General features: G+C 29.9%; 25 protein-coding genes and 3 tRNA genes. 10 read left to right on the top strand and 18 right to left on the bottom strand.

What is annotated here, in order from left to right:
- Positions 1-7: 7 nt before the first annotated feature.
- Complete coding sequence (locus tag AC1XJX_RS05055) at positions 8-1186, bottom strand: acetyl-CoA C-acyltransferase (RefSeq protein WP_482002880.1); 1179 nt, start codon at positions 1184-1186, stop codon at positions 8-10.
- 126 nt (positions 1187-1312) lie between these two features.
- Between AC1XJX_RS05055 and AC1XJX_RS05050 the strand changes: the two genes are divergently transcribed.
- The 3 genes from AC1XJX_RS05050 to AC1XJX_RS05040 all read left to right on the top strand — a co-directional run bounded on the left by AC1XJX_RS05050 (position 1313) and on the right by AC1XJX_RS05040 (position 3635).
- Positions 1313-3361, top strand: a complete 2049-nt coding sequence (locus AC1XJX_RS05050) for an HD family phosphohydrolase (protein ID WP_482002879.1) — start codon at positions 1313-1315, stop codon at positions 3359-3361.
- Between the two features lie 95 nt (positions 3362-3456).
- A tRNA-Ser gene (locus AC1XJX_RS05045) sits at positions 3457-3540 on the top strand.
- A gap of 20 nt (positions 3541-3560) precedes the next feature.
- Positions 3561-3635: transfer RNA gene (locus AC1XJX_RS05040), tRNA-Pro, on the top strand.
- A 174-nt stretch (positions 3636-3809) separates the two neighbouring features.
- Here AC1XJX_RS05040 and AC1XJX_RS05035 read toward each other — a convergent pair.
- The 7 genes from AC1XJX_RS05035 to AC1XJX_RS05005 form a co-directional block, all read right to left on the bottom strand.
- Positions 3810-3953, bottom strand: coding sequence for a hypothetical protein (locus AC1XJX_RS05035; RefSeq protein WP_482002878.1), 144 nt, complete (start codon positions 3951-3953; stop codon positions 3810-3812).
- 119 nt (positions 3954-4072) lie between these two features.
- Positions 4073-5125 carry an isoaspartyl peptidase/L-asparaginase family protein gene (locus AC1XJX_RS05030; protein WP_482002877.1) on the bottom strand — a complete coding sequence of 351 codons (1053 nt, stop codon included), beginning with the start codon at positions 5123-5125 and terminating at the stop codon, positions 4073-4075.
- Positions 5126-5141: 16 nt separating this feature from the next.
- Positions 5142-7661: a M14 family metallopeptidase gene (locus tag AC1XJX_RS05025; RefSeq protein WP_482002876.1), complete on the bottom strand. Its 2520-nt coding sequence runs from the start codon at positions 7659-7661 to the stop codon at positions 5142-5144.
- A gap of 252 nt (positions 7662-7913) precedes the next feature.
- A complete protein-coding gene (locus AC1XJX_RS05020; RefSeq protein WP_482002986.1) occupies positions 7914-8327 on the bottom strand; it encodes a YeeE/YedE family protein in 414 nt (137 codons plus the stop codon).
- Positions 8328-8333: 6 nt separating this feature from the next.
- A complete protein-coding gene (locus AC1XJX_RS05015; RefSeq protein ID WP_482002875.1) occupies positions 8334-8891 on the bottom strand; it encodes a YeeE/YedE family protein in 558 nt (185 codons plus the stop codon).
- A gap of 70 nt (positions 8892-8961) precedes the next feature.
- Positions 8962-10209, bottom strand: a complete 1248-nt coding sequence (locus AC1XJX_RS05010) for an NAD(P)/FAD-dependent oxidoreductase (RefSeq protein ID WP_482002874.1) — start codon at positions 10207-10209, stop codon at positions 8962-8964.
- Positions 10210-10325: 116 nt separating this feature from the next.
- Positions 10326-10532, bottom strand: a complete 207-nt coding sequence (locus AC1XJX_RS05005) for a YgaP family membrane protein (RefSeq protein ID WP_482002873.1) — start codon at positions 10530-10532, stop codon at positions 10326-10328.
- 296 nt (positions 10533-10828) lie between these two features.
- Between AC1XJX_RS05005 and AC1XJX_RS05000 the strand changes: the two genes are divergently transcribed.
- From AC1XJX_RS05000 to AC1XJX_RS04985, 4 genes are read left to right on the top strand one after another with little or no spacing between them, the layout of a single operon-like run.
- A complete protein-coding gene (locus AC1XJX_RS05000; RefSeq protein WP_482002872.1) occupies positions 10829-12049 on the top strand; it encodes a sulfite oxidase in 1221 nt (406 codons plus the stop codon).
- Positions 12050-12529: a monoheme cytochrome C gene (locus AC1XJX_RS04995; RefSeq protein ID WP_482002871.1), complete on the top strand. Its 480-nt coding sequence runs from the start codon at positions 12050-12052 to the stop codon at positions 12527-12529.
- Positions 12513-13457 (top strand): sulfurtransferase, encoded by a 945-nt coding sequence (locus tag AC1XJX_RS04990; RefSeq protein WP_482002870.1) that lies wholly within the window; start codon positions 12513-12515, stop codon positions 13455-13457. The genes AC1XJX_RS04995 and AC1XJX_RS04990 overlap by 17 nt, the downstream gene beginning before the upstream one ends.
- Positions 13458-13459: 2 nt before the next feature.
- Complete coding sequence (locus AC1XJX_RS04985) at positions 13460-14335, top strand: sterol desaturase family protein (RefSeq protein WP_482002869.1); 876 nt, start codon at positions 13460-13462, stop codon at positions 14333-14335.
- A gap of 19 nt (positions 14336-14354) precedes the next feature.
- On the opposite strand, the gene AC1XJX_RS04980 is transcribed toward AC1XJX_RS04985, so the two are convergent.
- The 9 genes from AC1XJX_RS04980 to AC1XJX_RS04940 form a co-directional block, all read right to left on the bottom strand.
- Complete coding sequence (locus AC1XJX_RS04980) at positions 14355-14942, bottom strand: methyltransferase domain-containing protein (protein ID WP_482002868.1); 588 nt, start codon at positions 14940-14942, stop codon at positions 14355-14357.
- A gap of 8 nt (positions 14943-14950) precedes the next feature.
- Positions 14951-15688: a DUF2490 domain-containing protein gene (locus AC1XJX_RS04975; protein ID WP_482002867.1), complete on the bottom strand. Its 738-nt coding sequence runs from the start codon at positions 15686-15688 to the stop codon at positions 14951-14953.
- 15 nt (positions 15689-15703) lie between these two features.
- Positions 15704-15850, bottom strand: coding sequence for a hypothetical protein (locus tag AC1XJX_RS04970; RefSeq protein ID WP_482002866.1), 147 nt, complete (start codon positions 15848-15850; stop codon positions 15704-15706).
- Between the two features lie 326 nt (positions 15851-16176).
- The gene (locus AC1XJX_RS04965) at positions 16177-16446 is read right to left on the bottom strand and encodes a heavy-metal-associated domain-containing protein (RefSeq protein ID WP_482002865.1); all 270 of its coding nucleotides are present in this window, start codon (positions 16444-16446) and stop codon (positions 16177-16179) included.
- 121 nt (positions 16447-16567) lie between these two features.
- Positions 16568-16936 (bottom strand): rhodanese-like domain-containing protein, encoded by a 369-nt coding sequence (locus tag AC1XJX_RS04960; RefSeq protein WP_482002864.1) that lies wholly within the window; start codon positions 16934-16936, stop codon positions 16568-16570.
- A gap of 91 nt (positions 16937-17027) precedes the next feature.
- Complete coding sequence (locus AC1XJX_RS04955) at positions 17028-18437, bottom strand: MBL fold metallo-hydrolase (protein WP_482002863.1); 1410 nt, start codon at positions 18435-18437, stop codon at positions 17028-17030.
- 134 nt (positions 18438-18571) lie between these two features.
- Positions 18572-19987, bottom strand: a complete 1416-nt coding sequence (locus AC1XJX_RS04950; protein WP_482002862.1) for an MBL fold metallo-hydrolase — start codon at positions 19985-19987, stop codon at positions 18572-18574.
- Positions 19988-20133: 146 nt separating this feature from the next.
- Positions 20134-20940 (bottom strand): sulfite exporter TauE/SafE family protein, encoded by an 807-nt coding sequence (locus AC1XJX_RS04945; protein ID WP_482002861.1) that lies wholly within the window; start codon positions 20938-20940, stop codon positions 20134-20136.
- 79 nt (positions 20941-21019) lie between these two features.
- On the bottom strand, positions 21020-21652 hold the full coding sequence (locus AC1XJX_RS04940; RefSeq protein WP_482002860.1) for a Crp/Fnr family transcriptional regulator: 633 nt from the start codon (positions 21650-21652) through the stop codon (positions 21020-21022).
- Between the two features lie 310 nt (positions 21653-21962).
- Between AC1XJX_RS04940 and AC1XJX_RS04935 the strand changes: the two genes are divergently transcribed.
- A complete protein-coding gene (locus AC1XJX_RS04935) occupies positions 21963-22490 on the top strand; it encodes an Hsp20/alpha crystallin family protein (RefSeq protein WP_482002859.1) in 528 nt (175 codons plus the stop codon).
- Between the two features lie 67 nt (positions 22491-22557).
- Complete coding sequence (locus AC1XJX_RS04930; RefSeq protein WP_482002858.1) at positions 22558-22995, top strand: hypothetical protein; 438 nt, start codon at positions 22558-22560, stop codon at positions 22993-22995.
- Between the two features lie 67 nt (positions 22996-23062).
- Here the strand turns inward: AC1XJX_RS04930 and AC1XJX_RS04925 are convergent.
- Positions 23063-23147 (bottom strand) — tRNA-Ser (locus AC1XJX_RS04925).
- Between the two features lie 183 nt (positions 23148-23330).
- On the opposite strand from AC1XJX_RS04925, the gene AC1XJX_RS04920 reads away from it, so the two are divergent.
- Positions 23331-23960 (top strand): NAD(P)H-dependent oxidoreductase, encoded by a 630-nt coding sequence (locus AC1XJX_RS04920; RefSeq protein WP_482002857.1) that lies wholly within the window; start codon positions 23331-23333, stop codon positions 23958-23960.
- Positions 23961-24024 lie beyond the last annotated feature (64 nt).

The following is a 24024-nucleotide window of genomic DNA, read 5'->3' as shown; positions in this document are numbered from 1 at the left end:
AAATAACTTAATTTCGTTCAATAATAACTGCAGAAGCACCACCACCGCCATTACAAATGGCTGCAGCTCCAATTTTAGCGTTATTTTGTTCTAAAACATTCATAAGGGTTATTAAAATTCTAACTCCCGAACATCCTAGAGGATGGCCTAATGATACAGCACCACCATTTACATTAACGTTTTTATCATCTAAACCTAAAATTTTCATATTGGCTAATCCTACAACAGAAAATGCTTCATTAAATTCAAAATAATCAACATCATTTAATTTAATTCCAGCTTTATCTAATGCTTTTGGCAAAGCTTTAGCAGGAGCAGTAGTGAACCATTCAGGTTCGTGAGCCGCATCGGCGTACCCTTTTATAATTGCAAGAACTTTTAAACCCAATTCATCGGCTTTAGCTTTACTCATTAAAATCATTGCACCTGCACCATCATTAATAGTTGAAGCATTAGCAGCAGTAACAGTGCCATCTTTTGAAAATGCAGGTCTTAATTGTGGTATTTTATCTAAAATTACATTTGTAAATTCTTCATCTTTGGATATTTTTAGAGGTTCTCCACGACGTTGAGGTACTTCAACAGGTACAATTTCGTTGTTGAATTTACCAGCCTCCCAAGCACTTGCAGATCTTTTGTAAGATTGAATAGCAAAAGCATCTTGATCTTCACGCGAAAATTTATATTCAGTTGCACAAGCATCAGCACAAACTCCCATGGCATTTTGGTCATAAGCATCAACTAATCCATCTTTTTGCATACCATCTATAAGAGTAGTTGGTCCAAATTTAGTTCCAGTTCGAGCATATAAATAGTGTGGTATCATACTCATATTTTCCATACCACCAGCAATAACAATCTGGGTGTCTCCAATTGCAATGGATTGCGCAGCCTGCATTACAGCTTTCATTCCTGAGGCACATACTTTATTTACAGTTGTGCAAGGCACGGTGTTAGGTATCCCTGCATAAATGGCAGCTTGTCTAGCAGGTGCCTGTCCTGTACCAGCTTGAACCACATTACCCATTATAACTTCTTCAACTAATTCTGGCTTTAAATTAATTTTATCTAAAGCACCTTTTATAGCTATGGCACCTAATTTTGGTGCAGGAATAGTTGATAATGATCCTAAAAAACTCCCTATTGGTGTTCTAACTGCTGAAACTATAACAACTTCGTTAAGCATTTAAATTATGATTTAGTTTAGTACTTGCGAAAATAACGATTTTAATAGAAATTTGAAGGATTCCAACCTTATAAAAAATGGTAATAGCTTATAATTTTATTACATTTGATTTCCTTAATTTTTTAAATGAAAGATTCTATAAATAAACTTTACAGAAACCATTCCTTGATTTATAAAGGCTTATTGTTTATTGCTACCACCTTTTTAATTGTGTATTTGTTTCCTAAAAGCGGAAAGTTTAAGTATAATTTTGAAAGAGGAAAGCCTTGGCAATCTGAAAACTTATATGCCCCTTTTGATTTTGCTATAAAAAAAACAGAATCAGAAATAGCTTCTAATAAAAAAGAAATAACGGATAATTCTCAGTTATATTTTACTATTGATACTAAAGTTAAAGGTAAAGTTGAACGCGACTTTGACTTGCAATTCAAAAATATTTTTTCAGATTCAATTACAAGAAAATTATCTGATAATTTATATGATGTTGGTAAAAATATCATTTCACAATTATATGAATTTGGGATTTTAAACGAAAATCATGACTTTGATGACGAAAGAAGCGTTTCTATTTTAGATGGTAGAGAAAAAATTAACACCTGTTTTTTTTCTAATTTAGTTCAGCAAGATGACATTTCACCATTAATCAATAAAGCACTTCTAGAAACTAGTTTTTCTAGATACAATACAGAATTTATTGCTTTGTTTTTTGATATAATACAGCCAAATATGCTGTTAAATAAATCTTTTACAGATAAAGCTTTAGAGGATGAAATTTCAAAAATTGCTTTTACTCGTGGTAGTATTGCAAGAGAAACTTTAATTATTTCAAAAGGAGAAGTGATTGATAATGAGAAATATCAAATTCTAAAATCATTACAATTCGAATATGAATCTCAAGTTTGGAATAAATCAAATTATTTATTAGTGCTATTTGCTTACACGGTATTGGTAGCTTTAGCTTTATTGATGCTACTATTGTTTTTGAGAAAATACCGTATGGAAGTTTTTGAAAATAATACCAAAGTAACTTTTATCTTTTTCAATATTTCTTTGATGATTTTTATTACAACTTTGGTAGTAAATTACGATTCAAAATATATTTATATAGTTCCTATTTCAATTTTACCACTGGTTTTTAAGGCATTTTTTGATGCTAGATTAGGTCTTTTTGCCCATGTACTAACAGTATTATTATTAGGATTTATTGTACCGAATAGTTATGAGTATATGTTTCTTCAAATTATTGCAGGTATTGTAACTATATTAACAGTTTCAGAATTGTACAAACGAGCTAATTTATTTATTTCCGTTGGTCAAATTACTGGTATTTACATATTAGCTTATTTTGCTTTTTTTGTTATTCATGAAGGTACCATAGAAACCCTCAAATGGGAAACTTTTATTTGGTTCATTTTATGTGGATTGGCTACTTTATTCGTTCAACCCTTAATTTACGCGTACGAAAAATTATTTGGTTTAGTATCCGACGTTTCTCTTTTAGAATTGTCTGATACAAATTCTAAGTTACTTAAAGAGCTTTCTAATAAAGCTCCAGGAACTTTTCATCATTCTCTTAATGTTGCCAATTTAGCTGAAGCAAGTGCTAATGAAATAGGCGCAAACGCTATGCTAGTTAGGGTAGGAGCTTTATACCACGATATTGGTAAAATGAAAAACCCTACTTATTTTACTGAAAATCAATCTACAGGTATAAATCCACATGATGAAATGTCTTACAAGGAAAGTGCAAGAATAATTATTGATCATGTGATTGCTGGTATTGAAATAGCTAGAAAAAATAATTTACCAGATAGAGTTATAGATTTTATTCGTACACATCATGGAACAAGCCTTGTTTATTATTTTTATGCACAAGAGGTAAAACAATTTTCAGAAGCTGAAAGAGAAGATTTTGCTTATCTGGGTCCGAAACCATTTAGTAAAGAAACAGCTATTTTAATGATGTGCGATAGTGTTGAAGCTGCATCTAAAAGTTTAAAAGAGCCAACAACTGCTAAAATTGAAGCTTTTGTTGAAAATATTATAAATAAACAAATTGAAGATAATCAATTTTTGAATGCCAATATAACTTTTAAAGAAATTGAGTCTATTAAAAAAGTGCTAAAGTACAAGCTAGCAAATATTTATCATTTAAGAATAGAATACCCGGAATAATATTTTAAAAAAACAAATAAAATAGTTGCGTTCTTGTTGTGGATGAATTACATTTGCAACCGCAATTTTATTGCAAGAGTTCTTATAAAAAATTAGGAGAGGTGCCAGAGTGGTAATGGAGCAGATTGCTAATCTGTCGACGGGTAACTGTCGCCAGGGTTCGAGTCCCTGTCTCTCCGCAAAACAGATAACCAAAAATCGGGGTGTAGCGTAGCCCGGTTATCGCGCCGCGTTTGGGACGCGGAGGTCGCAGGTTCGAATCCTGCCACCCCGACGAACCTAGAAATAGGAAGTATCAAAACACTGTTAATTGTATGATTATCAGTGTTTTTTGTTTTACATCATATTATTTGAATTCAAACGAATCTATAAAAGAGCTTTCCAATTTTGGAAACAAGTCCTAAATGTAAAAATAAAGTAACCAAATACATTGATTTAACTTTTGTTTTTAATGCAGTTCTAGAGCTTCTATACTTGTGTATTCTTTTCCTCTAATTTGTTCAAATTCGGTAATCATACTTTTTAGTTTATCTGGTTTTTTTGTTGCTAAATTATATTGTTGAGATGGATCTTCCTTTAAATTAAAAAGCATAAACTCACCTGAATTACCTAATTCAATATTTACTTGAGTCTCAATTTTTGGCCCATTGTAAGGTGGTATTAATACCCAATCACCTTTTATTAAGGCAGTTCTTGAAGTTGCTTCTATAATTATTCCATCTCAAACATTTCAACAACATTATCACCATTAGATTTTTTATAACCTCTAAACATTCCACTAGAATTGAAGTCCCAATAAACATTCCCACCTTTATCAAGCAAAATCATACCACCCTCGCCACCTAGTTTTCCTATTTGATTAAATAGTACCTCGTGTAAAGCTTCCTGAGGATTCAAGCCTTTATATTGAATTAAATTTGATACCTCGTGAGCAGCTACTGTTTTCATAAAATATTCTCCTGTACCAGTGGCTGAAATTCCACAAGTTAGGTTGTTGGCATAAGTTCCTGAACCTATAATAGGTGAATCTCCAATTCTTCCATATTTTTTATTGGTCATTCCACCTGTAGAAGTTCCAGCTGCTATATTGCCATTCTTATCTATAGCAACGGCTCCAACAGTTCCAAATTTATGATCATCAATCAGATGGTTATTTTCTAAATAAGCAGTACTATGTTCTAACTTTAATAGTTCTTTTCCTTGTATTTTTTTTAATTGATTGAATCGTTTTTCAGTAAAAAAGTATGTACTATCAACCATTTCTAAGCCATAATTCGCCATCAAAATTTCAGCACCTTTGCCTGTTAGTAAAACATGATTTGTGCTATCCATAACAAAACGAGCTGCTAAAATTGGATTTTTAATGTGGTTAACACCAGCAACCGCTCCACAATTTAAATTACTTCCATCCATAATAGCTGCATCCATTTCTTGATTACCTTCACTGTTATAAACAGCGCCTTTTCCAGCATTAAAAAGAGGAGAATCTTCCATGATATTTATGGCAGCTTGAATAGCATCTAGTGAAACTCCACCATTTTCTAAAACAGTATAACCTGCATCTAAAGCTTCTTGTAATTTTTTTGTGTAAGCTTCCTGTTGCTCTTGACTATGATTTTCTCTGGTTACACCACCTGCACCACCATGTATAACTATGGCTAAAGAGTTAGCTTCTCTTGTAATAAGTTTTTCAGTTTGTTTAGTATTTTCATTACATGATGATATCATGCTTACTAAAACAAATAACAATATTGTGTTTTTCATGATTCAAATATTTAGTTTACATTGTTTTGGAAAAAAATATAGCGTTCATTAATAATTTATTGGTACCATACCAAAACCCTCTAAAATTAGTATTGTCAGTAAATACAATAATTTTACCACTACCTGATCTTTTTACCTGAAATGGGACTGTACCTTCTAAATCTTCTAATTTTTCCTTAGAAATATATCCACTTAATAGCGGAGATTTTGAATATTTTATAGGGTTGTTATAGCTTAAGCTATCAGGTTTAATAAATATTTCAGTATCCCTAAATACTGCTAATTTGTCATTTTTGTATCCAAAGTTTATAGGGTGAGATCTATCAATATCTGTTTGAAAAATAGCACCACTTATGCTTTGAGCACCTCTAAAATCTTCTTTTTGCTCGAAACTTATATTTTTTGCTTTAACTTTAGTTTCAATAAAATCTAGTTTTAAAAACTCATTGGAAGTAAGCCATTTTACTGCGTTTTTGTACCCTATCAGTGTTCCGCCATCTTTTACCCAAGTTTTTAATTTAGTAATGGTTCCTTTATCTAAATTCATTCTATTGCTAGGTAAAATTATAGATGTATACTTTGACAAATCTAAGCTACCTAAATTAGTTACATCTAATTTGGTAATATGCATGTGGTATCTCTGATCAAATAAGTGCCAAATTTCTCCAGCATCAGTGGAAGTTACACCATCTCCAACCAATAATGCTACTTTTTGTTTTTCTATGGTTTTAAATGAAGTACTCCCTAGATCGATACCTATAGTTAATCCAGTTTTTACAGCAGTTATTTTAACATAACTTTCAGAAGCAATTTTATTTAAAATCTCAAATAATTCATTTTCATTTAAGTTTTGGTTTTTAACAGGAATTAAAATGGTCCCGTAATCAAAGGTTTCATTGTTTAAAGTAAACGGCTGTAAGCCTACTTTTGCTCTAATGCCATTCTCTAGTATTTTATTTAAGGCTTTAGGCGCATAATACTCATGCCATGGCATTAAATAAGCATAATCGCTTTTGTTGGTAGCTACACCATTTTTTAACTGTATATTTTCTGCTAAGTCTCCAAAGTTGGAAGTAGATTTTAATTCTGCATAATCTAAATTGAATGCCATAGGGTAGGTCCAGGCAGAAATATCATAAAAAAGACTATCTGTAAACGTTGTTCTTTTATCAAACATGGCTTTAATGACAGTACTTCTTTTTTGATTCAAAGAAACAATATAACTGCTTTCCTTCTTAAACAGTTTGCCATTTAAACTAATATCGCTATTGGGTTTATTCAATTTGATGTTATGCCTTTTTAATATTTCAGCGAAATGAAATGTTCTGGCTTCATCTTCATTATTACCAAAAACAAATCCCTTGGTTGTATTCTTTGAGTTTTCTTTATTTTCATTACTAAAAAATTCTCTTTGATAATCTAAAAGTTTTAGCCGCATTTGGTTTGCTGCTTCGAGAGTTGATAAAGCTGTTGTAAATTGATTTCTTATGGTAAATGGAAAGGTTAACAGTCCGTTATCACTTTCTTGTACATGACCTCTAGAACTCGCTTGCTCAAATAAAATACCAATAGCACCATTGATATCAGGGAAAGTTGACCCCTTACCATAATAAAAATCATCATATCGTTCTTCAGTAAAATAAAGAGAACCTATACTATTTAAGGCTTTTGCATGAAAATTTCCTATTTCTTTTGTTAATTCTTGATTAGCTTTAGGGGTTAAAGGATGGACTCTTGATTGAACACCAGGTTGAAAAAAAAATGTAGAATTAGTTCCCATTTCGTGATGATCTGTTAAAATATTAGGCATCCAATTATTATAAGTTAGAATTCTTGCTTGAGATTCTGGTAATTGAGCTGGTAACCAATCTCTATTTAAATCAAACCAATAATGATTACTTCTGCCTCTAGGCCAAACCTCGTTATATTCTCTATCGTTAGGGTCTGGATTCAACATCTCACTTTTATTTACATTTACCCATGATGCAAATCGTTGTAACCCGTCTGGATTAAATGATGGGTCTAATAAAATTATAGTATTTTTAAGTAATTTGTCTATTTCTGGGCCTTTAGCAGCAGCTAAATAATATGCTAATATTAGACTAGCGTTTGAGCCACTTGGCTCGTTTCCATGTATTGAAAAACCTTGGTAAACAACAATTGGCATAGACTCTAAACTCAAATCATTACTACCTGGTTCAGTTAATTTTAAATGATTTAACCTAATAGATTCTATATTTTTTTGATTTTCTGGTGAAGTAACGGTTAGTAAAATCATTGGTCTACCTTCAAAAGTTTTGCCTCTGTTTTCAATAGAAATTCTATCTGAAATAGTGGCTAGTGTTTTCATGTATTCGACTAATTTGTCATGGGTTACATGCCATTCTCCAACTTTAAAACCAAGGACACTTTCAGGAGTTGGTATTTTTTGATTATAGGTTACATTTTGAGGTAAATGATAAGATAATTCAAATTGGTTTTGAGATTGTAACCCTAGAGATAATAATAAGATTAGAACAAAATAATAGTTTTTCATAGTGCTTTAAATTTTGAAACTAAAAATACGATTATACTTTTATTTTTGATGTATTTATTTCTTAATTACTATCGTCATCTGTAGTATGACGATATTTTCATTGATCGCAATACTATGAATCAACTAAAATATATTCATAAAAAAAACCACTAAAAAGCTAAATATGTTTTTAGTAGTTTTCTCCTGTAAAATAATTAATCTTAATAATCTTTTGCAGATTGAACTAATTAATCTTGAATTTTTGAAGACAAATTAATGCGGTAATCTATCTTTTAATAAACCATAAACGTAAGTTCCTATAACAGCAAAAAGGATTACTATTAAAATTGGGAAAAATCCAGCACCTAGAAGTGTAAACATGGGTCCGGGACAAGCGCCTGCTAATGCCCAACCTAAGCCAAAAATAATACCTCCTATTAAATAGCGCGCAATACCTTTATCCTTTGGAGTAAAAATGATTTCTTCTTTATAAAACGATTTCAGTTTTTTACGTTTAATAATTTGTACAAAAATAATACCCACTGCTAAGGCAGAACCAATAATACCATACATATGGAATGATTCAAACTTAAACATTTCATAAATACGAAACCATGAAGAAGCTTCGGATTTAAACATGGTAATACCAAATACAATCCCTATTAATAAATAAATTAGTGTTCTTATCATAGCTTAAAAAATTAATGGAAATAAAAAATGAATCATAACCAATCCGCCTATAAAAAAACCAATCACAGCTATTAAAGAGGGGAGTTGTAAATTACTTAAACCAGATATTGCGTGCCCAGAAGTACAACCTCCAGCATATCTAGCACCAAAGCCAACAAGTAAACCGCCTAGAGCTAATAATGTAATTCCTTTTAAGTTGCTAAATACAGAATTATCAAAAAGTTCGGTAGGTAGATATGCTTTACCTGCGCTATTAAAACCTAGCACCTTTAAATCAGATATAGTTTCTGGATTTATATTAACGGCAAAATCATTTGTTAATAAATGAGATCCAATAAAACCACCAATAATAGCACCTAAAACAACTACTAAGTTCCATTTTTGAGATTTCCAATCGAATTTAAAAAAGTCTGTATTTTTTCCTGCACCACAAATAGTGCACATGGTTCGTAAATTTGAAGACATTCCAAAATTTTTACCAACCATAATTAATAAAAGCATTATAAATGCTATCATAGGGCCAGAAATATACCAAGGCCAAGGTTCAAAAATCCAATTCATTCGTTATAATTTTTTACAAAATAAGAGTTTTTTTTTAAGTTTCGTTGTAACATATGTTACTTAAAAATTCTTAAACATCTTTACCTTTCATCATTTTATTCCAATACAAAAACGGTAACATATATTTTTTAAGAATCCATAGTCTCCAATGCTCTTTCGAAGAATCAAAAATTAGCATTTTTTTTAATTGTGGATCTGGAGTAAAATTACTTTTATAATCAAATTCTGCTAACACCATTTTACCATAATCTGTAATTAACGGACAAGAAGAATAGCCATTATATGATTTGGTTCCTAGTTTATTCTGACTCATTAGAAGTGAAATATTATCAACTACAATAGGCACTTGCTTTCTAATAGCAGCACCAGTTTTTGCAGTAGGTAAAGCAGCCACATCACCTAAACCAAAGATATTTACATATTTATTATGTTGTAAAGTATGATGATCTACATCTAGCCATTTAGCATCGTTTACTAAAGGAGAATCTTGTATAAATTTTGGAGCTACTGATGGAGGAGCTGTGTGAAGCATATCGTAGTGTATACCTACTAAATCACCTTCTTCAGAAATTTTAATATCTTTATGATTTATTTCTGATTTATTATCACCCAGGGCATACCATGCAATTTGTTTTTCAGCATCTATTTTTTTCAAGAGGTACCCAAAACGAAGATTAATATCTTTTCTTGCATTAACTTTCAAGAGTGTTTCAGCAACTGATTTTACTCCAAATATGACACCGCCATTAGTTGCAAAAACAATATTGGTTTTATTTTTAACACCATTTTTTCTAAAATAATGTTCAGCTAAATACATTATTTTTTGAGGTGCACCACCACATTTTATAGGAGTTGTAGGTTGCGTGAATAATGCGGTCCCTCCTTTAAAGTTTTTAAGCACTTCCCAAGTATTTTTTGGATCAGTATAATTACTACAAACTACACCTTTATCCATGGCATCTCCTAAACCTGGTACTAATGAGAAATCATAAACCAAACCGGGAGCTACAACTAAATAATCATAGGTAATATCACCACCCGATTTTGTTGAAACCGAATTTTTTTCAGGATTAAATCCTGAAGCATAATCTTTAATCCAATCTGTACCTTTAGGAATAATATCACCCATGGGTCGTGCTGTTTTATCATAATCGTAGGTGCCTGCACCAACTAATGTCCATGCTGGTTGATAATAATGCGTATCAGCGGGTTCAATAATACCTATTTTGAGATTTCTATCTTTATGAAGTAGTTGAGCTGCTACCATAATACCAGCGGTTCCTCCTCCTATAATTAATACTTGATAATGCTTATCCATGATTTTAGTTTAGTTTTTGTTGAAATTAACTAGTTAAAGTTAATACATAAAATTTTTAACCGAAGTAACTTTTGTTACAAAGGGTTTAATTTTATTTATAATATTTTTAAAAGGTTTTACTTTTTTACTTTACAAGTATTTAAACCAACAAGTGTATAAAGCGGGCAAAAACTCACTAAACTTGTTATTACAAATATGGCTGATAATGCAAGTAAAACATAAGCTAAAGTGCCTTCAATAAATCCTTTCCAATATAAAATCACTACAATTAATGCTACAATTAATCTTATTAAGCGGTCTGAACCTCCCATGTTTTTTTTCATAATATTTAAATTATTTAATTAATAAAACTATCAATATGCAAATAATTATACACATAAAGCATACAATTACTAATTTCATAAACTTATTTATTCGGTTCATAAATTATTATACTTCAAACAAGTAATACTAATTTACTTATTATTCATCTATGTTTCTGAGTTTAATCTAAAGGATTTGAAATTATTTTAAAGATCTAAATAAGTTATTTTAATTTTTGTAACATTTGTTACAAAAATTATCTTTTAAAAATCATACCTTGTTTCTTATATTTTCCAACTAATTAAACTAAAGCATTTTGAAAAGAAGAAATTTTATAAAAAAAGCAACCTTAAGCAGTTTTGCAACCTTAATTGGCACTGAGATTGTTTTTGGTTCAAACTTATTTCAGGGTTATCAGCCATTAGCTTTACAAGACCCAGATCCTTTTAAAATGTTTAATAAAAATAAAGAAATGGTTGTGCTGAATGATAAACCATGGAATATTGAGGCACAAGCACATTTATTAGATGATAAAATTACTCCAAATCCATTCATGTTTATTAGAAATAATGGACTGATTCCAGAAACTATAGATGTGAAAACATGGACACTAACTATTGATGGAGAATCTGTTAAAAAACAAAAAACATATACTTTGCAAGAATTAAAATCAAAATTTAAACATCATACGTACCAATTAACTATTGAATGTGGAGGTAATGGAAGAAGTGAATTTAGTCCGCCCGCAAAAGGTAATCAATGGACTGTTGGCGCTGTTCATTGTGCTAATTGGACAGGAGTTAGATTACGTGATGTTTTGGAAGATGTTGGTATAAAAAATGATGCCGTTTACATTGGTTATCATGCCGCAGATGTTCATTTAAGTAGAGATCCTGAAAAAGAACCAATTTCAAGAGGAGCTCCAATGATAAAATCACTTCAAGATGAAACACTTTTGGCTTTTAAGATGAATGGTGAAGATATTCCTGTAGGACATGGTTATCCATTACGTCTGGTAGCTGGTGGATGGCCAGCTTCAGTTTCTGGCAAATGGTTACAGAGAATTAGTGTGAGAAATAAAATCCATGATGGAGAAAAAATGGAAGGATCTTCATACAGAGTACCTTGTGAACCTGTTGCTCCTGGAGAAAAGGTAAATGATGAGGCTATGTGTATTATCGAATCCATGCCTGTAAAGTCCTTAATTACATATCCTAAAACTGGCGCAACAATTAATGAGGGTAAATCTCTAAATATAAGAGGGCATGCTTGGGCTGGTGAATTGGAGGTCTCTAAAATGGAATATTCTATTGATTTTGGTGCTACATGGCAATTTTGTAAACTAGAATCTCCTATAAATCGATTAGCATGGCAACACTTTAGTGCGAATATTAATTTTCCTAAAAAAGGATACTATGAAGTTTGGGCTAGAGCAACTGACACCCAAGGAACTTCTCAACCTATGTTATTACCTGGTTGGAATCCTAAAGGATATTTAAATAATGCATGTCACCGAATTGCAATTAAAGTTAAATAGATGTCTCAAAATGAAGATTTTAGGAAAGGAATAAAAAAAGTTTATCATCAGTTGATGTTACTTTTTAGCCTTTTTATAATTGCAGGTGCCTTATTAGTTTTTTACATGATAGACCCTAGTTTCTCAACTTTTAGATTTACTGAAGGAGATACTTACATTGCAGCTCCAATAGAGGTATTAGACGATAATAGAATTGAAAATGGTATACATGTTAGAACTGGACTTATAGATGCCGAAGGTTTAATGGCGGTAGTAAATAATTGTACAAATTGCCATTCATCAAAATTAGTAACTCAAAACAGAATGAGTAAAGAACGATGGAATGCAACGATTAGATGGATGCAAGAAACTCAAAATTTATGGGATTTAGGTAAAAACCAAGAAATTATAGTAACGTATTTAGTTGATAACTATCCAGTTGAGGAAGTAGGAAGAAGAGCTAATTTAGAAAATTTTGATTGGTATGACCTTGAGGATTAACATATTAATTTTATTATTTTTCAATTTTGGATGTAAAAAGCAAGCCAATCAAAATCTTAATATAGAAAATGATGAAACTGTATTAGTAACTTCTGAATACTTAATTGAAGTTGAGGATTTTATAAACATAGCTAATAATCCAACCATCAAAATAGTAGACTTTAGAAAGCCTGAATTCTTTTTAAAAGAACATATAAAAGGAGCTGTCAATATTTGGAGAAATGACATTGAAAACAATTCGTATCCTTATAAAGGTATGATGGCTAATAAATTCCAAATTGAAGAATTATTTAGTAATTTAGGTATTAATAATGATGATACAATTATCATTTATGATGATAATGGATTGTGTGATTCTTCAAGATTATGGTGGATATTGCAGAATTATGATTTTACAAATGTAAAACTGTTTCATGGTGGTATAAATTCTTGGAAATTAAATAATGGTGATGTGTCATCACAAATTGGTGAAATTGAAAAATCAACATTTAAATTACCTAAAACAACATCAATGAAATATTATATTTCTAAAGAAGAAATGATGGAAGCTGTAAATAGAGGTAGAGTTATTTTGGATACCAGATCGCAAGAAGAGTTTTCTGGAAAACGACAGAAAAATGGTGCTTTTAGAGGTGGTCATATTCCTAACAGCCAATTAACTGATTGGTCTGGAGCTATCAATTTTCATGGTGATATGAAATTAAAATCTAAAGAAGAGCTTCTAGAAATTTATAAAAATTTTGCTTCTAATAATGATACTATAATTGCTTATTGTCATAGTGGTGTTCGTTCAGCACATACCACCTTTGTTTTAACTCAATTATTAGGTTATAAAAATGTAAAAAATTATGATGGTTCTTGGATAGAATGGAGTTATTTTAACGACTTACCAATAGAACAGGATACTATAACTACAATATTTAATTAATTATGAAAAAATATATAAATGCATTTGTAAGCGCTTTTAATGGGACTATTGATTGGACTTGGAAGTCTATAATTTTTGAAGTGCCTTGGTATACTAACTATTTTTGGGGATTAATTTTGATTTCTTTGTTTGTTTGGTTTTTAGAAATGGCTTTTCCATGGCGAAAAGAGCAATCAATATTCAGAAAAGATTTTTGGTTGGATGGATTTTATATGTTTTTTAATTTTTTCATTTTTTCAATAGCAATAAGTGGTTTTTATAAATTATTACAAGTAGCTTTTCTTGATATTGGTATAACAAACAAAACATTAGCCATTTTTGATCCCTCTGATTGGCCTATGTGGATACAGTTATTAATATTTTTTGTTGTCCTTGATTTTGTTCAGTGGTTTACTCATACGTTATTACATAAATATCCTGTTTTATGGCGTTTTCATAAAGTTCATCATAGCGTCAAAGAAATGGGCTTTGCAGCTCATTTGAGATATCATTGGATGGAGAATATACTTTATAAACCTTTAAAAACTTTTGGGGTAATGATATTGTTTGGTTTTGAGCCAGAACAAGCTTATATAGTACATTTTTTAGCAATTACTATTGGACATTTTAACCATTCTAATATTAAAATTACTTGGGGTCCACTCAAGTACATTATTAATAATCCAGTTATGCATTTATACCATCATGCCTACGATTTACCTGAAGGAAAATATGGAGTAAATTTTGGTATTAGTTTAAGTTTATGGGATTATATTTTTAATACAAATTATATTCCTGAAGATAGCGGAACTATTCAACTCGGTTTTCCTGGTGATGAAAAATTCCCTAAAGATTTTATAGGACAAAATACTTATGGTTTTTCTGAGAAAAAACCATAAGTGCTAAACAAATTTTAAATTATTTTTTGATTAGTTTTATAAATAACTCTTTGTCTTTTCTACTGGGTACAGAGTTGTAACAAGCATTCATAATTTCAATATCGAAATAAGGTTTAAAGTACCCAGTATAATCATCTTTATTACCACCAAAAGGTGGCTGGTTTGTGTTTAATTGTTTATTAAAAAGTAAACCAACTATTTTACCACTTCTATTTAAAATCTCATGCATTTTTCTTGAATAATTAACCCGTAAATTTGGATGTATAGCACAGAAAAAAGTTTGTTCAATAACCAAATCAAAAGAGGTATTTAAGTCAAAAAAATCTTGATGAATTAAATTTGGATTCGGAAAAGACGGAACACGCTTTTTAAGATTTGATAAAGCAGTTTTTGAAAGATCTATAACATAAACATTTTTAAAGCCTTGTTTATGCAAATATTCAGCTTCATATGAATTTCCGCAACCCGGAAACAGTATTTTGAGGTCTTTGTTTTTAAGTTGGTCAAAATAAGTTTTTAGAGGTGTTGAAATTTCTCCTAAATCCCAACCTACATCATTATTTAAATACCTATTGTCCCAAAATGCGTCGTTAAGTTCTAAATTCATAAAACTATTTATATTTTATAAGTTAAAGTTGTTTCCCAGATTTTATTGTTAACGAATAATTCATTTCTTTTAACATAAACATCTTGATATCCAGTTCGAATATTTACATGATTATTTGGTTGAATTACAAAACCAATAAACATCCAATTTTGATCTAATTTTTCTAGACTTAAACTATTCCCAAAATCTAAAAAGGCTTCATCATAAACAACAAAACTCAACGATTTTTCTTTTTCAATATTTATTACAGGTAAACTCACTTGAAATTTATATCTAAATCTATTTCTATATTTTGTTCCAGAAATTAAAAAAGTCTGATTTTCATTTTGAATAATATTATCTATGTAACGTTCTTCAAATCGTAATCTATGATTTAAGATAAAGTTAATAAACTTATGTTTTAATATTAATTGCTGAAAAATATTTTTTTCAATAGCATCAACAGGAATGCTAAATTCTGAATAACTATAATTTTGGATATAACTATAGCCAAAAGCTATATCTAAATCTTTTTCAAATTTATAGTGAATTGAGGGTCTGATAATAAATTGTTCCCAATCAGAAAAAAAAGAGGTGCGTCTAAAATGAAACTCTGTATTTACAGACCACTTTTTACTGAAATTTTTTAAAATAGTTAGAGAGTTCCAACTACTATAATGTGTGGCTTTATTTTCTTGTGAATGTGAAATATGAGTGATTAAAAGTATTGATAATAAAATAAAAGTATAGTTAATTATTTTGTTCATTGAAATATTTCATTTTCAATTATTTTCATTTTTTAAATGCGTTTTAAACCAATCTGGTTCATCAATTTTATAATCGTATAAATAATCTGAAATAAGATTTATATCTTTTTTTGAAAATTCTTGATAAGGCATTAAACCAAATCTTTTAACAGCACCATGCATTTTACTTTTATTTTCAGTTGGAAGCTTAACAAAATTCCAAATGTTTTTTTAAAATCTTCTTTAGTAATATTATTATTAAGGTAGTGTATTTTTACGGCTACCATTGGAGGTGCTAATCTATTTTTATGAGTCTCTGAAGGATTATCATACATAACAATTTTTTTCCAACAAAACTCTTCCTGGATGATTATACGTTGCCTCGTTTATTTTTAATTTAGTTTTATAGTTCTTATTTTTTGACTCTTTGCAACCTGAAAACAAAAGTGTTGATAAAAAAACGACTAGTAATGCAAGGTAATGGGATTTCATTTTCACGAATATTTGAATTAATTATTCAATTTTCCAGAAGCGCAACTAACGAAAGATTTTGCTTTTGAAATTATAGAGTTTTTAGTATCAATTTCAGGATAACCAAGTTCTATTAATTTGTTTTTAACTGAAACTAAATTTTCTTTGTTTTTTGAAATAAAGCTTACGCTTGACTCTGCTATATTGACTGTAATATTTGAAATATTTTCTAATAAAGATAATTTTGATAAAATGGTTTTAGCACAACCATCACATTTTAAATTTTGTATTTGGATTGTAGTTTTCATGATTTTAAATATTTTATAAATGTATGTATTGTAGTTTAGTTTAACAGTAACTTTGGTTACACTTACAAATAAAAAAAGACAACCAAACGGTTGTCTTTTTTTATTTGTAAATTTGTTATAATTATTTCTTAATCCAAGTACTCCACCCTCCAGAAAAATCATAAATTTCAGTAAATCCTAGACCCTCCATTATTTTACTAGCTTTATTACTTCTACCTCCAGCATGACAGTAAATATAGACTGGGTTGTGTTTATCTAATTCCTGTATTTTTTGTTTAAAATTATCTTCATTGGCTATATTGATATTTATAGCATCATCAATGTGACCCGAATTATATTCATTTTCAGTTCTAACATCAATTAACTGAACATCTTTACCTATCACTTCATTTTTTAAAGTAGGTAAATCAATAATATTTATTTTTTTACTTACTTGACTGTTACAAGAAGTGAAAATGATCAATAAAATTAAAATTAGAAGGTTTTTCATCATATTTATAAATTAAAAAAAGGAGTAATAAAATAATTATTACTCCCAAAGTTACTATTAATCAATTCTTAATTAAAATTTTAATTAATTTTTATAATGTTGAAGGGCAAACGTAATCAGAAACTTCAACACCAGCTTCTTTTATTTCTTTAAAACCACCCTGAATATCAATTAGATTATGAATTCCTCTGCTTTTTAAAATAGAAGTAGCTATCATACTTCTGTAGCCTCCAGCACAGTGTATATAAAAAGTTTCTGTTTCTGGATATTCAGCTAAATGTTCGTTAATATAATCAAGTGGGGTATTATTGGCATCAATCACATGTTCTGATAAATATTCGCCATTTTTTCTTACATCAAAAACAGGAACTAATTTGTTTTTCTTGATGTCATTAAATTTATTTGCAGTTATTGAACTAACAGAATCATATTCTTTAGCTGCCTTTTTCCAAGCTTCAAATCCGCCTTCCAAATAACCAATAGTAGCATCAAAACCAACTCTAGATAAACGAGTTATGGCCTCTTCTTCACGACCTTCAGGACAAACCAATAAAATTGGTTGTTTAACATCTGCAATTAAAGACCCTACCCAAGGTGCAAAACTTCCATCTAAACCTATGAAAATAGAGCGAGGAATATGACCTTTTGCAAAATCATCTTGATGGCGAACATCTAAAACAACAGCTTCAGTTTCGTTAGCAGCAGCTTCAAAAGCATCTGCACTTAAAACCTGTGCGCTTCTTTTTAAAACATCTTGAAAATCATCGTAACCCTCTTTATTCATTTTTACGTTTAAAGGGAAATATTGAGGTGGTGGTAATAAACCATGAGTTACTTCATCTATAAATTCTTTTTTAGTCATATCAGCACGTAGTGCGTAATTAGTTTTTTTTTGGTTGCCTAAAGTATCTACGGTTTCTTTACTTAAATTTTTACCACAAGAAGAACCTGCTCCATGCGCTGGATATACAATAACTTCGTCTGATAAAGGCATTATTTTGGTTCGTAGGCTATCATATAAAAAACCTGCTAAATCCCTCTCAGTAATTTCTCCCATTTTTTGTGCTAAATCAGGACGACCAACATCGCCTAAAAATAAAGTATCTCCACTAAAAATAGCATGATCTTTTCCGTTTTCGTCTTTTAATAAAAAGACAGAACTTTCCATAGTGTGACCTGGTGTATGTAATACGGTGATATTAACATCACCTAATTTAAATACTTCACCATCTTTAGCAATAATTGCATCAAAGCTAGTTTCAGCATTTGGACCGAAAATAATAGGTGCTCCTGTTTTTTTGGATAGCGTCACATGACCACTAACAAAATCAGCATGAAAATGAGTTTCAAAAATGTACTTTATTTTTGCTCCATCTGATTTTGCTCTGTTTATATATGGTTTAACTTCTCGTAATGGATCTATTATAGCAACTTCTCCTTTACTTTCAATATAATAAGCACCTTGTGCTAAACATCCTGTATATATTTGTTCAATTTTCATTTTTGTATTTTTTTCAAAGTGTAAAGTTAAGAATAGTGAATTAATTGTACAGTAACTTATGTTACAAAAACTTATATGTGTAAAAAAGCACCTATTTACATTACAAATAGGTGCTTTTTTAAAAATTCATATAATCACAAAAGTGTTGTAGGGCAAACGTATTCGGATTTTTTGATAGTTGTATTTTCTTTAATAGCGTCAAAACCTCCAATAACATCAACAAAATCTTTCCAACCGCGTTGTTTTAAAATAGAAGCTGCTATCATACTTCTATAACCACCAGCACAATGTAAAACAAAAGGTTTGTCTTTAGGGAACTGAGATAAATGTTGATTTATTTGATTTAAAGGCACATTTATAGCATCGATAATATGCTCAGATTGAAACTCACTATTTTTACGAACATCAATTATCAATGGTTTTTTAGAGGGTATTTGTTTTTCGAGTTCTTTTGATGTAATTCTGGTTACAGTTTCAAAATCTTTACCACTCTTTTTCCATGTTTTGAAACCATTTTTCAAATAACCAACCGTAAAATCATAACCAACACGAGATAATCTAGTGATAGCTTCTTCCTCTTTATCAGGATAAGTGATTAATAAAATTTCTTGTTTCACATCAGGAATCATTTCTCCTACCCATTGTGCAAAATTACCATTTAAAGCAATGTTAATACTGTTAGGTATAAAACCTTTTGCAAAGTCTTCAGCATCTCGAGTATCTAACATTAAAGCACCTGTTTCGTTTGCAACAAGCTCAAAAGCATCTGGAGTTAAGGCTTGAGTAGCTCTATCCATAATAGTATCTAAACTTTCATAACCTTTAATATTCATTAACACATTTTGAGGAAAATATCCTGGTGGTGCTGTTAATCCTGCTAAAAGCGTTTTAATAAATGCCTCTTTAGTCATATTCTGTAAAGCATAATTATATTTTTTTTGATTACCCAAAGTATCAGTAGTTTCTTTACTCATCATTTTACCGCAAGCAGAACCAGCGCCATGATTTGGATATACTATTAAATCATCACTTAATGGCATTATTTTATTCCGTAATGAATCGTATAAATATCCTGCTAATTTCTCCTCAGTTAAATCTGCTACTACATGTTGTGCTAAATCTGGGCGACCAACATCGCCTATAAATAAGGTGTCTCCAGTAATGATACCATGTTCGTTTCCATTTTCATCTATTAGTAAATAGGTAGTGCTTTCCATTGTGTGTCCTGGAGTATGAATAGTTTTTACTTTATAATCACCTACTTCAAAAATTTCACCGTCTTTAGCAATTGTTGCTTGATAAGCAGGTTTTGCGCCAGGACCAAATACTATTTCTGCACCAGCTTTTTTTCTTAAATCTAAATGTCCACTCACAAAATCAGCGTGAAAATGAGTTTCAAAAACATATTTAATTTCTGCATTATCAATTTGCGCCCTATCTATATAAGGTTGCACTTCCCTTAAAGGATCAAAAACTGCTGCAACACCATTACTTTCTATATAATAAGCTGCATGAGCAATACATCCTGTGTAAATTTGTTCTACTTTCATACAATAATATTTATTAGTTTAAGATATAAAAATAGGAATATAAAAGCGTTATTTATGTTACTTAAGTTACACTAAACTAAATAGTTAAAAAAAAATGACTTTTATCATAAAAGTCATTTTTTTTAAAAACCATAAAAAACCAACAATCATTGTTTTACAAAAAACTCCATGTAAAAAATAAACATTGCCATAACCAAAATAAAATAACCAAAACCTTTTTTTAATTTATTTCCATCAATAAAATTACTTAAATAGCTACCAATAAATATTCCTATAAAAGATAAACCTGTGAATAACCCTAGAAATTGCCAATCGATATCCATGGTTAATGCGTCCCCTAAAAAGAATCCTAATAACGATTTAAAGGCTATAATTATTAAAGAGGTTGCAACAGCTACCTTCATTTCTACATTTGCAAGTATTACTAATGCAGGAATGATTAAAAAACCACCACCAGCTCCAATCATACCTGTTATTCCGCCAACTATTAATCCTTCCAAAAGAATTAATGGATAGTTGTATTTTACCTCACCACTCACTTTCTTTTCTTTAGCTTCTTTAAGCATCGAATAAGCTGCAGGAATCATTAAAACAGCAAATAAGCCAAACATGGCCATACGTCTTGTAAAATGAAAACTACTAATACTAAATAAGACATCCGGTAATGCTGGTACTACATAATGTCTAACCAATGTTACACCAATTATTGCAGGAATACCAAACACTATAGAGGTTCTCCAATCTACCAATCCTTTAAAATGTTGCTTTATACCACCAACTAAGGCGCTTGCTCCAACGATAAATAATGAGTAAGCTGTAGCTACTTTTTCGTTTACAGAAAACAAATAGGCCAAGACAGGTACAGCTAAAATAGAACCGCCACCACCAATTAAACCTAAAGATATACCTATAATTAAGGCGCTTATGTAACCAAAAATTTCAATAATTTCCATAAATAGTAAGTTTCCTTTATTTATGACAAAATTATGTTAATGGGTATCTTTACACAGTAACATTGGTTACATACAAAAATTAAATATCTTTAATAAAAATATGATTTCTATAAAGTTCTATTTTACCTAGATTTTCTAGTTTTTTAAGAAGTCGAGAAATAACAACTCTAGATGTATGAAGTTCATAAGCTATTTCTTGGTGGGTGTTATAAATGGTGTGATCTTCGGATACTCTTGATTTTTCTTTTAAATATTTATAAAGCCTTTCATCCATTTTTAAAAAGGCAATACTATCAATAGTTTCAAGCATTTCATTTAATCGATTGTGATAACTTTCAAATACAAAATTCCTCCAGCTTTTATATTTTGCCGACCATTCTTCCATTTTTTGAATGGGTATCATGATAAGTTTGGTATCTTTTTCGGCTACCGCTCTTATTTCACTTTTAGTTTGCCCAAGACAACAAGTTAATGTCATAGCGCAAGTATCGCCCTTTTCTAAAAAGTAAAGTAGCAGTTCATCCCCATCTTGATCTTCTCGAATAATTTTTATAGCACCAGAAACTAATAAGGGCATGGATTTAACATAATCACCTATATCAATCATTTTAAAGCCTTCTGGAATTTCTTTAAAAGTTCCTACTTGATTTATCTCATTAATGAGTGCTTCTTCAAATAAGTGATTATAATTATCTTTTAATTCTTGTAACATGTTATAAAGTTAAAAATTTTCAGAAATATTTTAATTTTTAAATCAAGTTATTGATTAGAGATCATTCAAATTATATGAAATAAATCAAAATAAAATCTTGGTATAAATTAATGTTTAGATTTTTAAAAATTCAGTAACAAAAGTTACAGAGACGCTTAACTATAATTAGTGTATTGAAAATACTTGATATGAACAAGGTACATTAACTTCTTTATAATTCAGTCATATATCTGATATATATCATTTCAAAAATTGCTTTCAATAAATATATTAGTATAATTAAATATAAGTTCAACTAAAACAATAGATCATGTCAACATTAATGAAACGTACAAAAAGAAATGAGGCATCAATAAATAAAAACCGTTTAGTAACTCCATGGAGTAATAGTTTTTTACGACCATGGGGAGGAAGATTATTTACTTCAAATATGGATAATTTAAAAAATCTGATGCGGTTTGATGATATTTTTAGAAATGATTTTTTAGAAGATAATAGTTTGATTCCAGCTTTAAATGTAAAAGAGTATAAAACCAATTTTGAAATTGAATTTGCAGCTCCTGGATTTAATAAAAAAGACTTTAAAATTACTATTGAAGAAGATGTACTTCATGTTTCTGGTGAAAAAGAATTTGAGGAAGCAGAAAATGAAGATGCATTTTCTCGTAAAGAATTTTGCTATAAATCTTTTAAAAGATCTATGATATTGCCAACATCTATTGATTTAGATCAGGAAGTAAAGGCTAATTACAAAAATGGCATTTTAAAAGTTAAATTACTTAAAAAAGAAATAGCTATTGAACAAATACCTAAAAAAAAGGTAATTCAAGTTGATTAATTTATATGAAATAGAAAAAAATTGAATGTAAATACAATCTCTTTTTTAAAACTATTAAAACTAAAATATGAAAACAAAAGAAATAAAATATGAAGCCTGGTTAAGTTCAGAAACCATGCATAATAATTCACTTAATTGGATTTCGGAATTAAAATTTGCAAGAGATGAGCAATTGTTTTTTGATGATTTAGTAAAATCTTATACTCTTCAGTTGATTGATTCATCACATTTCGCAGAAAGCAAAACTATTAGAGATAAATTATGTGATTTACAAAAAGAAACAAACAACTTACTTAAAAAAGTAAATACACATGAAAATGGCCTTAAGGTCATGGTAGATGGAATAAATGACCTAGTAAAAGAAGATGCCTATAAAGACAAACATGAAAGGCTTATTTTAAGATTAAACAACTTTATTAAAAAAAACAGACTCTTTAAAAAAGACTTGTTTTCATTAATAACAGGAATCATTAAAACAGGTAAGCGAAAACGTTTGCTTCAATAATAAATCTATTTCTTATAAAATAAAAAGCCGATAAAATAATTTTATCGGCTTTTTTAATCATAATAAGCGGAGAAAGAGGGATTCGAACCCCCGGAGGTGTGACCCTCAACAGTTTTCAAGACTGCCGCATTCGACCGCTCTGCCATTTCTCCAGGAGCGCCTCACCAAGCTATTTGCCTGAATGCGGGTGCAAATATAGAACCCTTTTTTAATTCTTTCAAATAAAACATCAATTTTTTGAAATTATTTTTTAATCACTTCAATCTTTTAATTTTATAACTTTTTTGCGTTAAAAAGAGAATCAAGTGTTATTTTTGTAATGCTATAAAAAGTATATGGATATAATTAAACAATTAAAGTGGCGTTATGCTACAAAAAAATTCGATTCTGATAAAAATTTATCAGAAAATCAAATACTTACAATAAAAAACGCTTTCAACCTAACAGCAACCTCCTTTGGGTTACAAACAATTTCTTTAATCGTTATTAAAGATAAATTAAAACGAAAAGATCTAGTAGGTCATTCATACAATCAAAAACAGGTTTTAGAGGCTTCACATCTTTTAATAATTTGCATTCAAAATGATATTCATACACAGGATGTTAATGCTTACTACGATAACATAAAAAATATTAGAAACACTCCCGAAACAATCTTAGAACCATATAAACAAAATTTAATTAAAACTGTTAGTGCTATGTCTATTCCAGAGCGTCAGCAGTGGTCTAAAAATCAGGCATATATCGCTCTTGGTAATTTAATGACGGTTTGTGCCATAGAAGGTATAGATGCCTGCCCAATGGAAGGTTTTAATCCTGCTAAGTATGATGAATTATTAGAGTTGGAAAAAAAAGGATTAAAATCTGTGTTACTTTTACCGGTGGGTTTTAGAGCAGAAGATGATATATTTTCTCAATTCGAAAAAGTTAGAAAACCATTAGAAAGAACTATTTTAGAATTATAAAATAAACATTTGGGCGTTACCCTTCGGGTCGGGCTTTTCGCGCTACACGCTAGCTAGCTTAAAT

The sequence above is a fragment of the Flaviramulus sp. genome (assembly GCF_982512915.1).
The sequence above is the reverse complement of the archived record's forward strand: the minus strand, read 5'-3'. Positions and strand labels throughout refer to the sequence as shown.

Coding starts and splice junctions, on each gene's coding strand:
- AC1XJX_RS05030 (WP_482002877.1), bottom strand. CDS start 5,125: ATGAAAAACACAATATTGTTATTTGTTTTAGTAAGCATGATATCATCA.
- AC1XJX_RS04930 (WP_482002858.1), top strand. CDS start 22,558: ATGAAAACAAAAGAAATAAAATATGAAGCCTGGTTAAGTTCAGAAACC.
- AC1XJX_RS04945 (WP_482002861.1), bottom strand. CDS start 20,940: ATGGAAATTATTGAAATTTTTGGTTACATAAGCGCCTTAATTATAGGT.
- AC1XJX_RS05010 (WP_482002874.1), bottom strand. CDS start 10,209: ATGGATAAGCATTATCAAGTATTAATTATAGGAGGAGGAACCGCTGGT.
- AC1XJX_RS04995 (WP_482002871.1), top strand. CDS start 12,050: ATGTCTCAAAATGAAGATTTTAGGAAAGGAATAAAAAAAGTTTATCAT.
- AC1XJX_RS04975 (WP_482002867.1), bottom strand. CDS start 15,688: ATGAACAAAATAATTAACTATACTTTTATTTTATTATCAATACTTTTA.
- AC1XJX_RS05025 (WP_482002876.1), bottom strand. CDS start 7,661: ATGAAAAACTATTATTTTGTTCTAATCTTATTATTATCTCTAGGGTTA.
- AC1XJX_RS04955 (WP_482002863.1), bottom strand. CDS start 18,437: ATGAAAATTGAACAAATATATACAGGATGTTTAGCACAAGGTGCTTAT.
- AC1XJX_RS04960 (WP_482002864.1), bottom strand. CDS start 16,936: ATGAAAAACCTTCTAATTTTAATTTTATTGATCATTTTCACTTCTTGT.
- AC1XJX_RS04990 (WP_482002870.1), top strand. CDS start 12,513: ATGACCTTGAGGATTAACATATTAATTTTATTATTTTTCAATTTTGGA.
- AC1XJX_RS05050 (WP_482002879.1), top strand. CDS start 1,313: ATGAAAGATTCTATAAATAAACTTTACAGAAACCATTCCTTGATTTAT.
- AC1XJX_RS04965 (WP_482002865.1), bottom strand. CDS start 16,446: ATGAAAACTACAATCCAAATACAAAATTTAAAATGTGATGGTTGTGCT.
- AC1XJX_RS05035 (WP_482002878.1), bottom strand. CDS start 3,953: ATGCTTTTTAATTTAAAGGAAGATCCATCTCAACAATATAATTTAGCA.
- AC1XJX_RS05005 (WP_482002873.1), bottom strand. CDS start 10,532: ATGAAAAAAAACATGGGAGGTTCAGACCGCTTAATAAGATTAATTGTA.
- AC1XJX_RS04940 (WP_482002860.1), bottom strand. CDS start 21,652: ATGTTACAAGAATTAAAAGATAATTATAATCACTTATTTGAAGAAGCA.
- AC1XJX_RS05055 (WP_482002880.1), bottom strand. CDS start 1,186: ATGCTTAACGAAGTTGTTATAGTTTCAGCAGTTAGAACACCAATAGGG.
- AC1XJX_RS04980 (WP_482002868.1), bottom strand. CDS start 14,942: ATGAATTTAGAACTTAACGACGCATTTTGGGACAATAGGTATTTAAAT.
- AC1XJX_RS04985 (WP_482002869.1), top strand. CDS start 13,460: ATGAAAAAATATATAAATGCATTTGTAAGCGCTTTTAATGGGACTATT.
- AC1XJX_RS04970 (WP_482002866.1), bottom strand. CDS start 15,850: ATGCATGGTGCTGTTAAAAGATTTGGTTTAATGCCTTATCAAGAATTT.
- AC1XJX_RS05015 (WP_482002875.1), bottom strand. CDS start 8,891: ATGAATTGGATTTTTGAACCTTGGCCTTGGTATATTTCTGGCCCTATG.
- AC1XJX_RS04920 (WP_482002857.1), top strand. CDS start 23,331: ATGGATATAATTAAACAATTAAAGTGGCGTTATGCTACAAAAAAATTC.
- AC1XJX_RS04950 (WP_482002862.1), bottom strand. CDS start 19,987: ATGAAAGTAGAACAAATTTACACAGGATGTATTGCTCATGCAGCTTAT.
- AC1XJX_RS04935 (WP_482002859.1), top strand. CDS start 21,963: ATGTCAACATTAATGAAACGTACAAAAAGAAATGAGGCATCAATAAAT.